Here is a 13,672-nt window from a genome sequence, read left to right as displayed (position 1 = left end):
GTACGTCGGAGTGTGGCGATCCCTAGCCGCCGTGCTGTTCCAACAGCCCTGCCCCTGCTGTGGTCGTCTGAGTCGGCAACCTCTGTGCCCAAGCTGCGAACGTGGGAGCTGCGCGATCGCCGCTCTTACTGGCGCGGATCAGTGCCCCTATTGCCGTGGGGCAGCTACCGTCAGGACTTAAAGCGGGCGATCGCCACCCTCAAGTACCATGCCCATCCCGAATTGGGCACCCTCTTTGGTGAATGGCTCGCTGTTGCTTGGCTAGAGAGTCAGGTCAGCCACAACCTGCCGCTCCAGGTGGTTCCCATTCCCCTCCATGCCGATAAATTAAAAGCGCGGGGCTTTAACCAAGCAGAAATCATTGCCGCCAGCTTTTGTCGTGCCCTAGAATTGCCCTTGGTTCCCCATGCCTTGGTGCGGCAGCGCGCAACGCAGTCAATGTTTCAACTGACGGTGGCTGAGCGGGTCGCTAATTTAGAGCAGGCGTTTGCCCTAGGGCGGGGGTTACGGCGGCAATGCTGGGTGCTGCTGTGTGATGACATTTACACCACGGGCACAACCGCCCGTGCGGCGGCAGAAACCCTGAGAGCCGCAGGGCATCGGGTACTGGGAATCGTTACAGTGGCGGTAGCGCTCCCTGAGCCACACTAAGGCCAACCAGCATCAGAGCCTCGTTCCACTCCACCACGGCACCGTAGGTATCGCCGGTGTGCCCTCCCACTTGGCGATAAAACCATGCCGGTACCAAGAGCATCAGGAGGAGGCCAAGACTGTGGAGGTATAGCAACTGGCCAAGGGAGAGGGGCAGTATCACACTCATGAGACTCAATACGAGGCCACTTGGCCAAAAATCCCAAGGGACGCGGCAGGAGACTTTATGAATCTGACCAGTTCCTGTGGGCTTGAGGTAGGGGTAGCGGGCGATCGCCCACACTTGTGCCACCCGCGCCCACACCGCCGCCCACAGCACACTAAAGGGCATGGTTGAACTCGCCAGAGCACTGACTTTCAGCAACAGGATCACGATGGCAGCCATCACCCCAAACGCACCGCTGCGACTGTCTGCCATGACTGCGAGCCGCCGTTGCGGATCCCTCACCCCTAAGCCATCTGCTGTATCCATTGCCCCATCCAGATGCAGCCCACCGGTGATCCCTAACCAGAGCGCCACCAGCAACACGCTTTGCACCAGCCGTGACAGGTAAAGCAGGTCTAGCAGCCAGTCTGCCCCGAACAGTAGCCCGCCAATCAGTACCCCCACCCCTGGGCACCACTTTGCTGCGCCAGCAAGTTTGATAGGGCATCCAGGGGGAAGGGGCAAACAGGTGTAGAAGATCACTGCCCCTAGCCATTCCTGCCACAGGGACTTCATGAGCGCGTTTGAATTTGGGCTACGGTGCGTTGCTGTGGCCGGAGGGACTGTGCTACCCGTTGAATATCAGCAGGGGTGATCTGTTCAATGGCCTCAAGGCGGTTAAATAATTGCTGCCACCCCTCCCCCTTGACGGCGTAATCGGCCAAGAGCTTGGCCATCCCCTCGTTGGAGGTCAGGTTTTGCAGCAGTTCCATACGCAGTTGTGTTTTTACCCGAGCCAACTCGTCGGCTCTGATGGGATCTGCCTGTAGTGCTTGTAACTCCTTGGCAATGCCCGCCGCCAATGCTGCGGTAGTATGCCCTGGAGCCGGTGCGCCATAAATGAGAAAACGGTTAGGATATTTATTGCCCGGAAAGCCGACGTACGCTTGCACATTCAGGGCAGTTTTCTGTTCTAGGACAAGGGCGCGATAAAGGCGGGAGGTGCGGCCACCACTGAGAATCTGCGCCAACATTTCGTACTGGAGGTAAGTGGGGTCGCGCAGGGCAGGACAGGGATACGCCTCGATATAAAGGGGTTGGCTAGCTAGCTCTAGGGTAATGCTACGCGGTTCAGTCGGCGGAGGTTCAGGGGCGATCGCCGTGGCCTTGCCCTGACCCTTGGGATAGCGTCCAAAATATACCTGCGCCAACCGTTGCACCTGTTTGGGGTCAACATCCCCCACCAGCACCATGGTCATTTTTTCAGGGGTGTAATACTCGGCAAAAAAACGCTCGACATCAATGCGGCGCAGATTTTGAATATCGTCGCGGTAGCCAATCACCGGACGGCGGTAGGGGTGTTCCTGAAACGTGGTAGCTAAAAAGGCTTCAAAGAGTTGTCCTGAGGGTGAGTTCTCTGTTCGCAGGCGACGCTCCTCAAGGATGACTTCTTTTTCTTGGTAAAACTCACGGAACACTGGCTCTAGAAATCGCTCTGACTCTAAGGACATCCACAGTTCCAGTTTGTTGGCCGGAAAACTGTAGAAATAGCGGGTGGCATCAGCAGAGGTGGTGGCATTGAGACCGACCCCCCCTGCCTGTTGGACAATTTGACCATACTGGTTTTGCAGCACGTAACGATCTGCGACCCGTTGCACTGCCGCAAACTCCACCAATAGCTGCTGACGTTGGGCATCATCATGGGTAGCCTGTAGCTGATCAAAGAGCTGATCGAGTTGGGCAAATGTTTCCTTTTCTGCTGCATAGTTGCGAGTGCCAATGCGGCGGGTTCCCTTAAAGGCAAGGTGTTCCAGATAGTGCGCCACCCCAGTTTGCCCCTCCGGTTCATCTACCCCCCCCACATCGACATAGGTCAGGAAAGAAATAATGGGGGCTTGGTGCTGCTCCATGACAATAAAGTGCATCCCATTGTCAAGGTAAAACTCGCTAATTTGATTCATGGCGCGGTCAATGTAAGGCCGGATCGTCTGGGCAGACGCAATGGGCGTGAGCCATACCCACAGGGCGATCGCCCCAACACAGAAGCACTGGCATTGACTCCAAATAAGCTGCAACAATGGCACAGGGATGTCTCAGGTACTGCTTCTATTACACCCTATTTCAGTCGTTCAGACGCTATGCTGCTGTCTTGATCTTCTGCGTGGTTTTTACCTCTTGCGCAGCAACACGCTTGGCAGCACTGACAAGATTAGCTTATAACTATTACCATTACTCTTTAATTTATTGCCCCAAAGACGTGATCCAGTTCTAAGCCGCTCACTCCCCAGTTCATTTTCTTGTTTTGATGGATTGTCAACTGCCGCCTTCTGACCCCTTGCAAGTGCGCGGGGTTCCTCTGCCCTGTAGTGGTGCTCTGCTGGATTTCCTTGAACATGCGGTCGGTCAGGATCTTTGTTGCGCCCTAGTAGAGATTTTGGCGGCGTTGCCTATGGGAGTTTGCCTCTACAATGCTGCCAAGCAAGTTATCTACATCAACCCCTACGCTCGCAACCTATTGGGGATCACTGATGCCTCGCAACCGGCAACGGAAATTTGGCAAAACATCCATCTTTTTGAGGAGGACAGCGCCGCCGCGCCGAATCATCCTCGTCCCTACCCCAAAGAGAACTTGCTGAAACCCCAAGGGCAATATCCTGCGGTTGATGAGCGCAGAACTGTGACTCTCCAGTATGGCGATCGCCGCATGACCATTGAGCTACAAGCTAGCCCGATTTTCAATCGTAGCGGGGAGATGCAACTTGGCCTGATCACCTTTCAGGATATTAGGGATCGCCATCAAGATGATACGGAACACCAACATCTGATTAATCACTTGCGCCAGCAGGCAGACCGCTACTACAGCCTAGTACAACGCCAAACGGATTTTTTGATTTGCTCTCGAGCCGATACGGTCATTACCTTTGCCAACACGGCCTTCTGCCGGGCGTTTGAACGGGCGGTGACCGACGTGATTGGCCAGCCGTGGGCGACCTTTGTCCTGCCGGAAGATTTACCTGCTCTGTTAGCCAAAGTCCAGGCATTGACACCCGATGCCCCCACCTTTACCAACGAGAACCGCGTCTGTAGCCCTCAAGGGATTAAGTACACCCAATGGATTAATTTAGGTATTTTTGACGACGCTGGCCAACTTGTCGAAATTCAGTCTGTGGGGCGCGATATTAGCACGCTCAAAGAGCAGTTATTACGGGAGCAGGCACTGAATCGGGTGATTCAGGCCATTCGTAACTCATTAGATCTCGAGACCATTTTTGCCACAGTGGTTGAAGAAGTTGGCAAGCTGTGGCTGAAGCTCGATTGCGTGGTGGTGCAGTACCTTCCCCATCGGCACGCATGGGTGCGGCGATCAGAGTATCGCCAAGATCCCAACTGGCCGCACCATATTGGCTACGAAGTTCCCGATGCCGATAACCCCATGGCCGCGCAGCTTAAGGCGGGTCACATTATCCAAATCAGCGATGCCAGTGAAATTACGGATCCCGTCCTAAAACCTTTAACCGAGATGTTTCCGGGGGCATGGCTGATAGTGCCCTTACGGGTAGAAGAACAGACCTGGGGTGCCCTGGGGGTGTTTACTACCAATGGCGCCCACCAGTGGTCTGCGGCTGAAATTTCGCTGATGACGACGATTGCAACCCAACTGGAAGTGGCCATTTATCAAGCCAAGCTATACCAACGGGCACAGGAGGAATTGGCGCAGCGCCGCCGCATTGAAGCAGCATTGCGCGACAGTGAAGAACGATTTCGCTCAACTGCGATGAATGTGCCGGGAGCCATCTTTCGTTATCTGCACTTTCCTGATGGGCACAGTCAAGTTTTTTACCTCAACCCCATGTGTGAAAAGTTATGGGGTGTGCCAGCGGAGGTGGCAGCGGCGGATGGTTCTGCGCTCTGGCAGCTTGTGCATCCCGACGATCGCCCTGCCATGCTTGAATCTGTAGAGAAATCAGCCCGAACGTTGCAGCCATGGTTTTGGCAGTGGCGAATCATTCACCCCAATGGCGACATTCGCTGGCTGGAAGGGGCAGGTCAACCGGAGCGCCGCGACGATGGTGCGGTGATGTGGTACACCCTTGTTCTGGATGTGAGCGATCGCCATGCGGCTCAAGAGCGCCTACAAGAGCAACAGGCACAGTTAGATTTAGCGGTGCAAGCCTCAAATATTGGCTTTTATTTTTGCGACTTACGCACCCAAACCGCCTATGTCTCTCCCACCTATAAAGCGCAGTTGGGGTATCCGGCCAATGCGGCGGAAGCCAGTCCTAAAGATTGGGCCAGTCGGCTGCATCCCGAGGATCGAGAGCGGGCAGTGAGTGCCTTTGAGCGGTTTCTGCGGGGCGAGGCAGCCTACAGCATTGATTTTCGCTTGCGTCACCGCGATGGCAGCTACCGCTGGATTCACAGTAAGGCTGTCCTCATTCGCGATTCCCTAGGGCAGCCCTGTAAGGTGGTGGGTACCCACATCGACATTACCGATCGCAAAACTGCGGAAATTGCCTTGCGAGAGAGCGAAGAACGCTATCGGCTGCTGGCGGAAAACATGAATGACATCGTGTGTGTGCACGATCCCACTGGCCACTGCCTCTATATCAGCCCGTCCTACGAAGCACTCTTAGGGCGCAAGAGTACAGATCTAATTAGCCAACACTTTAGTGAACTGTCTCATCCTGAAGATTGCGCTCAGGTGCGGCAAGAATTGGCACAAATGATTCAACAACATAAATTTTGGCCCATTACCCATCGTGTGTGCACTGCCTCTGGGGAAACACTGTGGCTAGAGACCCTCATCAAGCCCCGCTACGACGACCAAGGTCAGTTACAAAGGCTGCAAACCACCTCGCGGGATGTGACGGCACGCCTTAAGGTGCAAAACCAACTGCATTACGAAGCCTACCACGACATGCTGACCGGCCTGCCCAATCGCCTTTACCTGATGGAACAGCTGGAAGCAGCGATCTCTGAGGCTCGCCGTAACCCCCGCTACCATTATGCCGTCGTCTTTTTAGACTTAGATGCCTTTAAGGTGATCAACGATAGTTTGGGTCATGCGATTGGCGATCGCGTACTCGTTGAGTTTGCCCGGTTGCTGCGCAGTTTGATTCACCGCAGCCATACAGTGGCACGGTTTGGCGGCGATGAGTTTGTCATTTTGATGAGTAACCTCAGCCATATACAGGAAGTGATTGCCCCCTGTGAAGGCATTATCACGCGCTTGCAAGACTCTATAAATGTTGATGAGCGGCAAATTTTTGTCAGTAGTAGCTTGGGTATTGTCTTTGCCCAAAATGAGTATCCAAACAGCCTTGAGGTGTTGCGCAATGCTGACATTGCAATGTATGAAGCCAAAGGCCATCAGCGGGGACGCTACGCCATTTTCAATCAAGGGATGTACGAGCAGGTGCTCCAACGCCTCCACATTGAACACGACCTCCGCCGTGCCCTAGAGCAGGATGAGCTGCGGGTGTTTTATCAGCCCTTTTTTGACTTACAGGAGCAGCGTTTAGTGGGGTTTGAAGCCTTAGTGCGCTGGTATCACCCTGAACGGGGTCTCATTTCGCCTGCCGAGTTTATTCCCATTGCGGAAGATACCGGCTTGATTGTGGCCTTAGATCAGTGGGTCTTGCGTCATGCCTGCCAGCAACTGACGCAGTGGTACCAGCAGTACCCCAGCACCAAGCGCCTGATTCTCAGTGTCAATGTCTCTGCCAAAACCCTGAAGCACCCAAATTTTTTGGCACACTTAGATCACATCCAACAGGAATTTCGTTTGGCGGAGGGCAGGTTAATCCTTGAGCTAACAGAGCGAATTGCACTAGAACTCAACGAAGAGATGAGGGGGCTACTGAGTGCCCTTAGCGATCGCCACATTGAAATTAGTATTGATGATTTTGGCACTGGCTATTCTTGCCTTAGCTACCTCCATAGTTTACCGATTCAGCACCTCAAAGTGGATCGCTCCTTCGTCAGTCAACTGGAAAACAACCAACGTAACTATCAAATCACCCAAATGATTTTAGTCCTTACCCATCAATTGGGATACCGGGCGATCGCCGAAGGCATTGAAACGGCTGATCAGCTTCAACTGCTGCGGGAACTCGGGTGTGACTATGGCCAAGGGTATCTATTTGCCCGCCCAGCCCCTGCGAGCGCGATCGAACCCTTACTGCAAGCGCTATAGGTTGGCCACTGAGCTGAAAGGTGAGTATCAGCTAAAATTCGCAGCAGACCTGCCCTCTGTCCGTAGGACGTTCGCTTGCGTAGCGTCGCCATGGGTCGGGAGGAATACGGTTTTGTTCTAATTCTAAGGGTTATCCTGCTGGGAATAGCCCTTAGCCTCGCCCTGAATGGAATGCTTCCCTTTGTGTCGGCGTCCTCTGTTTACTGCTGGCTAGTGGCTTTGTCTGGTTCATATCGATTCCGGCTCAGCCAACTGGTTGAGTGAGCTATCGCGGTTCAGCCGGCTCTTCGGTACTTACAATCTTGCCTAGGCGTTCAATCTGTAGGGGGGTGGCTGGGAAATCCGCCTGAATTAAACGGCGAATGAGTTGCACACTGGCAAAGTTTTGGTCAATGTGGGGAATGCCCTGATTGTCGATGCGTACAGGAATGATCTTGCCTTGAAGAAACTGACCTGAGCCATCTAATTCTACATCGAGGATCAAGGACTTACCGAGGTTACCGTAGCTACCCAAGGTTTGGTAGCCCACAAAGTTGCCCAAGGAGTAGGCAATGAGGCGGCCTTTGTAGAGTTCGAGGGCGCGAGGGACGTGCGGGCCATGACCAAGGACTAAATCGGCCCCTTGGTCAATCATTGCCCGCGCAAATTGCACCACGTTACCCCGATCTTCGCCGTAGAAATATTCGGTGCGATCGCGAGTATGGATTTGATCGCTGCCTTCAGCGCCACCGTGGAAGGTGACAACCACAATATCAGCCGTCTTCTTGGCCTGTTGCACCAGTGCTGCCCCTGCATTCAGGTCTTGGATGCGGTTTTGGCCATGGTAGGTGGCAAAGCCAATGAAGGCGGTTTTGATGCCATTGGTTTCAAGATAAGCAATTTGATTCAGGTCACCAACGGCGGTCATGCCTGCGGCGTTGATGTGGCGCATCGTATCCCGAAAGCCCTGTTCATTGAAGTCATAGCTATGGTTATTCGCCACGCTCAGCACATCGAAGCCAGTGTCTCGCAGGAGCTGGGCATAGCTGGGAGGTGAACGAAAGGCAAAGCTGCGACCACTGCTGGTGTTTTTGAAGGGATGGGGATAATCGGTGAGGGTGCTTTCGTAGTTGCCAAAGAGAATATCAGCCCCCTGTAGGTGGGGCTTAACGTGGGCAAATAGTACTTGTGGATCAGCAGGAAGGCGATTATTGGGAAAATTCGTTCCCAAGACCATATCCCCCACCGCTTTAATGCGCAGGCGACGCTCTACCGCAGTAGAGGGAGGGAGAATGGCGGGAGGGCTTGGCTGTGGTGTGGTGACTGCGGGGGTTGGCTCCGGAGTGTCCGTCGGTGCGACTTCGGCAGTCAGTTGATTCTGTACGGCCCACGCCACAACCCCCGTGCTAGCGATCGCCAACACGCTAAGGGTAACCGCAGTAACGCCCGATTGCCTCGTTTTACTAGGTGTTGTAGGGGGAACGGCGGCAGGCAGAGTCATTGCTTCAGTCCCAGCAGCCGCTAAGCTCTCCTTAAGCTGTACAGTCTGTGTCCATTCCGGCCACTCTTCCCCCTTGAGGCGACCGTGGAGTCGCACACTGAGAATTCCTTGAGGACTCAGACGCTTCAGACCTTTGAGGACAAATTGGACACAGGCGTCGGGAGGCAGCGATCGCCCCGCTTCAAACATAATTTGTAAACAGTCACCCCGCCGTCGCACGAGGGCATGAACTCCCTTAAGATTTAGGGTGCGGTTCATCAATTGGGCGATCGCCTCCGCTTGACCCCGCTGCGCGTCCTGCAGTAGCTCCAAAGATGCTGCCATACAGCCTGTTTTTCAGGTTTGAGTCAGAGAATGTTGGGGGTGAGCCMCCCTGCCGCTATTCTAGGGGATACTGCCAAGGATCATTCTAAGAAACAGACCAATTTAGCAAACGTCACGCCAAGCTAATTGTTATGCAATGCCCGTAATAAGTCATGGCGACTAATAATCCCCACCAGTTGGCCATCGTGATCCAGAACCGGTAAGCGACTAATGTGGTGGGTCACCATCAGGCGGGCAGCTTCGGAAATAGGCGCATCCACAGACACCGTATGGGGGTTAGGGGTCATTACATCTTGTACCTGCTGGCCTAGGGTTTTCTTCAGGTGCTGATGAAAGGATTCTGGGGATTCAAAATAAATGACACTCCCTAAAAACGTAATGTACAGCGGTGGCTCTAGGGGAGCCTCCCGGACTATCAAATCTGCCTCTGACACTAAGCCCACAAGGGTGCCATTGCTGTTGAGCACCGGTAACCCCCGCACCTGTTTTTCCTCCATGAGTTTAATGGCCTCAGTAATCGGGGCATCGGCGCGAATGGTGTAAGGGTTGGGGGTCATGTAATCACGAACAACAGCAGTCATAGCGAACCCAAGGGATGAGAGGACAGTTCAAGGGAAGGGTAACCACCATTCACTGCCAGATCAGGCCGGAGACTTTGGGCATGGCGCAAGTAGGCATGGTAAATGGGGTGATCGGCGCTAGGGGTATTGACATAAATGAGGCAGCGAATACAGTAGGGCAAGCCCCCCTCAACGTGCATTTGCTGGACATCCAACAGCGGAATGTTGCGCCAGTGGGGGCACTCGCGGGCGATCGCCGCCGGAAAAATTTGATCTAGATCCCGAGTGACCGAAAACGTGACACTAATCACTTCCGAGAAATCAAGGGCGTTGCGCCGTTCGATTTCGCTGAGGAGTTCCAGCACTGCCTCACGGATAGCTGGAATAGAGTTTTCAGTGGCGGTGGTTGCTCCACGAATTGCTCGGACACGCCAGCCCACGTTATGCTCCTCCATGCAGCTACTGTATCCAGCTTAGGGGCGATAGAGCCACAGGGGAAGCCCATGGGTGGCCATTTCAAATTCTAGCCACTCCAGTCCTGCGCGCCACGGGTAGTGTCGCCCTTCCTGCTGACGGGGAAGGAGCCGCGCCAAGGGAGACTTGGGTTCCTCGATGGTGTGTACTTTGGCTTTCTCTGGATCTAAGCCCGCTAACTCTGCTAGCCATCGCCGCGCGTCCTCTTCGGTGCCCAAGCGATCCACCAAGCCAAGGGCAAGAGCTTGCTCCCCTGTAAACACCCGGCCATCGGCAAACTGCCGTACCGTTTCAACCTCCAGGTTGCGGCCTTCGGCAACGGTTTGCACAAACTGTAGGTAGCTGGTATCAATCAACTCTTGCAGAATCCGAGTTTCCTCCTCAGTTAGCTCGCGGTCAAAGGCCAAAATATCCTTATAGGGGCCAGACTTAATCACCTTGAAGGACACCCCCACCTTATCGAGGAGTCGTTGCAGGTTGTTACCGCGCAAAATAACGCCAATGCTGCCGGTAATGGTGCCCGGATTGGCCATGATATGTTCGGCTCCCATGCCAATATAAACCCCACCGGAAGCGGAAATATTGCCAAAGCTAGCAACAATCTTGATCTTTGAGCGGAGTCGCTTTAGCGCCCCATAGATTTCTTGGGAATCTCCCACGGTGCCACCAGGGCTGTCGATGCGCAGCAGTAGCGCTGGGTACCCCCGCTCCTCAATCGTCTTTAAGGCTTTGAGAACTCGTTTGCGCGTCCCACCGGCGATCGCCCCGGTAATTTCAAGGCGAGCAATCTGGTGGCGATAGCTACGGAACAGTGGCCAAGGCATAGGCAGATAATCTTCAGTCCTGCGTGATCAGCATTTTCTTCAGACTTCTACTGTAGCAGCGAGTTGTAAAAGGATTCCATGGCCGCTAAAAGCTGCTAGAGTGGCACTAGATTTTCAGTGTGGTTGCCTAGCCACGACTGTGGTGCTTAGCAACCCTAACGTGCTTAAATGTTTTGGTGTGAGGTCGGAGTGGACAACTGGTACGAGGGAACCCAAGGACTCGATCCTACAGGGTCCATTGGTGTGTTTGACAGCGGGGTAGGTGGCCTAACGGTTTTACGTGCCCTACAATCTCAGTTGCCAAGGGAGTCGTTTCTTTACCTTGCGGATACAGCGCGACTTCCCTACGGCACCCGCAGCCGCAGTGAGATTCTCCAGTACGTGCGGGAAATCCTCACGTGGATGCAGCATCGGGGGATCAAAATGGCCGTCATGGCCTGCAATACTAGTTCTGCCCTTGCCCTAGAACAGGTGCGCCATGAATTTCCCTTTCCCATTTTGGGACTCATTGAACCTGCTGCTCAGGCCGCTGTCACCATTGGTAAACGCATTGGCATTATTGCGACCCCTGCCACCGTTAAAAGTGGTACCTATGTACGGGTACTGCAGGAGTGCTCCCCCCACGTGGCGATCGCCCAAGTGGCCTGCCCGGAATTTGTGCCCTTAATTGAAAGTAACTGCCTCAGCGGCGAGCGAGTGCGCCGTAGTGTTCGCCAAGCCTTAGCCCCTCTGATTGAATTTGGACTCGACACCTTAGTGTACGGGTGTACCCACTACCCACACCTGCGCCACATCATTGCGGACTACCTTCCCAGTTCAGTTCATCACCTTGATCCGGCGACAACTGTTGCCCATAGCACTGCCCATGCCCTGAAAGCGCTCTCTCTCCAGACGGTTGCGCACCAAGGGCACGTTCACTTCTACGTCAGTGGTGCTCCAGAGCAGTTTGCCCGACTTGCCTCCCAGTGGTTAGGGTACTACCCCCGCACTCAACACCTACCCCTGAGTGTCCTCAGCCAGTCCTATAGTGTTGAGATCACCCTGCCCACGGTGCCTGCCGTTGTTGCCAGTTGAACCTGCCTTGCTAGGGAAATTTTGGCACAATAGAAGTTAGTTATCCCTGTGGGGATAGCCAGTGAATTCTATTGACTACCCTCGGAGGAACCTCGTGAGTAGTACCAGTAACTTTCAGGATGCCATTCGCCAAGCCCAAAGTAGCGCCCTAGTGGGGCCTAACGTCATCCGCAATGCACTTCCCTTTGTGGGGGGTGGCCTTCTTCTCACTGCCGTGGGTAGCTGGGGTGGCTTGGGGGTTATCAGTACCGCACCACAACTGTTTATGCCCACCTTTATTGTGGCAATTATTGCTGAAATTGCTCTCTTTTTCATTGCCCAAGGTGTGGCAGCCAAAGGTAACAATGGAGCAGCCGTCCCCCTACTTGCCACCTATAGCTTGCTGTCGGGTTATACCCTTGCGGGTCTGATCTATGTTGCCCTCAGCACCGTCGGCATTATGGGGATTGTGATTGCAGCAGGGGGGTGTGGTATCACATTTATGGCAGCTAGCCCCATTGGCTCGAATTTGTCAGAGCGCGATGGCTTTGCCCTTGCCAAAACGGTGCAACTGGGAATCATTGCCCTATTGGTGGTGCTGGTTGCCCAACTACTGTTTAGCTTCTTTGGCGTCTTTACCCCCACCTTTTTGGAAATTGCCATCTCTGGCGTAGGGGTAGTGCTCTTTGTCGGCGCTGCGGTGGTGGACTTTTTTATCTTGCCTCGCACCTACCGCGATGACCAGTACCTCGCGGCGGCGCTTTCGATGTACTTGACCTACATCAACCTGTTTATTTTTATTCTCCGCTTATTGATCGCGTTTGACCGCCGCTAGGGGTGACTCGCTCCGAAGTAAGTGACATTGGGCATGATCTCTGAGCAGATGATCGCACAGGACTAAGGCCACCATGGCCTCTACCATGGGCACCGCTCGAGGTAAGACACAGGGATCATGCCGCCCTTTTGCCGCTAGGATAGTTTCTTCTCCCGCTTGATTCACGGTTTTTTGGCGTTGGCCAATGGTTGCGGTGGGCTTAAAGGCCACTCGCAAAATAATATTTTCACCGTTGGAAATCCCCCCTTGAATGCCGCCAGAACGGTTGGTGCGGGTGCGAATACGGCCTGCTTGGTCGGCATAGAATTCATCGTTGTGCTCCAGACCTGTGAGGAGGGTGCCCGCAAACCCAGAGCCAATTTCAAACCCTTTGCTGGCGGGCAAGGACATGAGTGCCTTAGCGAGGTCCGCCTCTAGCTTGTCGAATACTGGGGAGCCTAGCCCTACGGGCACATTGCGAGCCACACATTCAATGACACCGCCAATGGAGTTGGCCTGCCGCCGGATCGCATCCACAAGGGCAATCATCTGCTCGGCGGTGGTGGGGTCGGGGCAGCGCATGATGTTGGCCTCCACTGCGGTGGCGGTGACGGTGTCGGGATCGACCGTGGCTTCAATGTCTTTAACTCGCTTAACGTAGGCAATGATTTCAATCCCGGCCACCTGGGTTAAAATTTTGCGGGCGATCGCCCCTGCGGCCACCCGCCCAATGGTTTCACGAGCGGAGGAACGACCTCCCCCCTGCCAGTTGCGAATGCCGTACTTACCGTCATAGGTGGCATCGGCGTGGGAGGGACGATAGACCTGTGCCATCTCGGCGTAGTCAGCGGGACGGGGATCCTGATTGCGCACCAAAATGGCAATAGGAGTGCCGAGGGTTTTGCCCTGAAAGACTCCGGAGATAATTTCGCAGCGATCGCCCTCTTGGCGTGGTGTTGTCAGGCGGCTTTGACCGGGGCGACGGCGATCCAACTCTTTTTGAATATCTGCTTCACAAAGGTCAAGTTGCGGCGGGCAGCCATCCACCACGACCCCCACCCCTCCCCCGTGGGACTCCCCAAAGGTTGTGACCCGAAACAAATGCCCAAAGGTATTCCCCATGCTCGACTCAACCAACAATGGATTTCATT

The 13,672-nt window shown here is 54.4% G+C and carries 11 protein-coding genes; 4 read left to right on the top strand and 7 right to left on the bottom strand.

Features of this window, described 5'->3' with window-relative positions:
• Positions 1-12 precede the first annotated feature (12 nt).
• On the top strand, positions 13-651 hold the full coding sequence (locus tag L5220_RS02025) for a ComF family protein (RefSeq protein ID WP_499571277.1): 639 nt from the start codon (positions 13-15) through the stop codon (positions 649-651).
• Here the strand turns inward: L5220_RS02025 and cobS are convergent.
• Entirely contained in the window at positions 617-1,372 is a 756-nt protein-coding gene (cobS, locus tag L5220_RS02020; protein WP_499571275.1) for an adenosylcobinamide-GDP ribazoletransferase, read from the bottom strand. The two genes, L5220_RS02025 and cobS, sit on opposite strands and share 35 nt — an antisense overlap.
• Complete coding sequence (locus L5220_RS02015) at positions 1,369-2,880, bottom strand: M16 family metallopeptidase (RefSeq protein WP_499571273.1); 1,512 nt, start codon at positions 2,878-2,880, stop codon at positions 1,369-1,371. The genes cobS and L5220_RS02015 overlap by 4 nt, the downstream gene beginning before the upstream one ends.
• Before the next feature lie 221 nt (positions 2,881-3,101).
• Between L5220_RS02015 and L5220_RS02010 the strand changes: the two genes are divergently transcribed.
• Positions 3,102-6,992, top strand: a complete 3,891-nt coding sequence (locus L5220_RS02010; protein WP_499571271.1) for a Tlr1612 family c-di-GMP phosphodiesterase — start codon at positions 3,102-3,104, stop codon at positions 6,990-6,992.
• A 265-nt stretch (positions 6,993-7,257) separates the two neighbouring features.
• Here L5220_RS02010 and L5220_RS02005 read toward each other — a convergent pair whose 3' ends face one another.
• From L5220_RS02005 to sppA, 4 genes are all read right to left on the bottom strand, one after another.
• Positions 7,258-8,796 carry a CapA family protein gene (locus L5220_RS02005; protein ID WP_499571269.1) on the bottom strand — a complete coding sequence of 513 codons (1,539 nt, stop codon included), beginning with the start codon at positions 8,794-8,796 and terminating at the stop codon, positions 7,258-7,260.
• A gap of 122 nt (positions 8,797-8,918) precedes the next feature.
• Positions 8,919-9,377: a CBS domain-containing protein gene (locus L5220_RS02000; protein ID WP_099797642.1), complete on the bottom strand. Its 459-nt coding sequence runs from the start codon at positions 9,375-9,377 to the stop codon at positions 8,919-8,921.
• On the bottom strand, positions 9,374-9,811 hold the full coding sequence (gene aroH, locus L5220_RS01995; protein WP_448534183.1) for a chorismate mutase: 438 nt from the start codon (positions 9,809-9,811) through the stop codon (positions 9,374-9,376). The genes L5220_RS02000 and aroH overlap by 4 nt, the downstream gene beginning before the upstream one ends.
• Before the next feature lie 18 nt (positions 9,812-9,829).
• Entirely contained in the window at positions 9,830-10,654 is an 825-nt protein-coding gene (gene sppA / locus L5220_RS01990; protein ID WP_448514630.1) for a signal peptide peptidase SppA, read from the bottom strand.
• Between the two features lie 189 nt (positions 10,655-10,843).
• Between sppA and murI the strand changes: the two genes are divergently transcribed.
• Both murI and L5220_RS01980 read left to right on the top strand, forming a co-directional pair.
• Entirely contained in the window at positions 10,844-11,728 is an 885-nt protein-coding gene (gene murI / locus L5220_RS01985; RefSeq protein ID WP_499571266.1) for a glutamate racemase, read from the top strand.
• Positions 11,729-11,822: 94 nt separating this feature from the next.
• On the top strand, positions 11,823-12,542 hold the full coding sequence (locus L5220_RS01980) for a Bax inhibitor-1/YccA family protein (RefSeq protein WP_448527324.1): 720 nt from the start codon (positions 11,823-11,825) through the stop codon (positions 12,540-12,542).
• On the opposite strand, the gene aroC is transcribed toward L5220_RS01980, so the two are convergent.
• On the bottom strand, positions 12,516-13,643 hold the full coding sequence (aroC, locus tag L5220_RS01975; RefSeq protein WP_448527323.1) for a chorismate synthase: 1,128 nt from the start codon (positions 13,641-13,643) through the stop codon (positions 12,516-12,518). The two genes, L5220_RS01980 and aroC, sit on opposite strands and share 27 nt — an antisense overlap.
• Positions 13,644-13,672: the final 29 nt, after the last annotated feature.

Origin of the sequence: Synechococcus sp. PCC 6716, assembly GCF_022570815.1 — a bacterium.
In the GTDB taxonomy this organism is placed as follows: Bacteria; Cyanobacteriota; Cyanobacteriia; order Thermosynechococcales; family Thermosynechococcaceae; genus Thermosynechococcus; species Thermosynechococcus lividus.
Note: the sequence above shows the minus strand (reverse complement) of the source record. Positions and strands in the feature narration are given on the sequence as shown.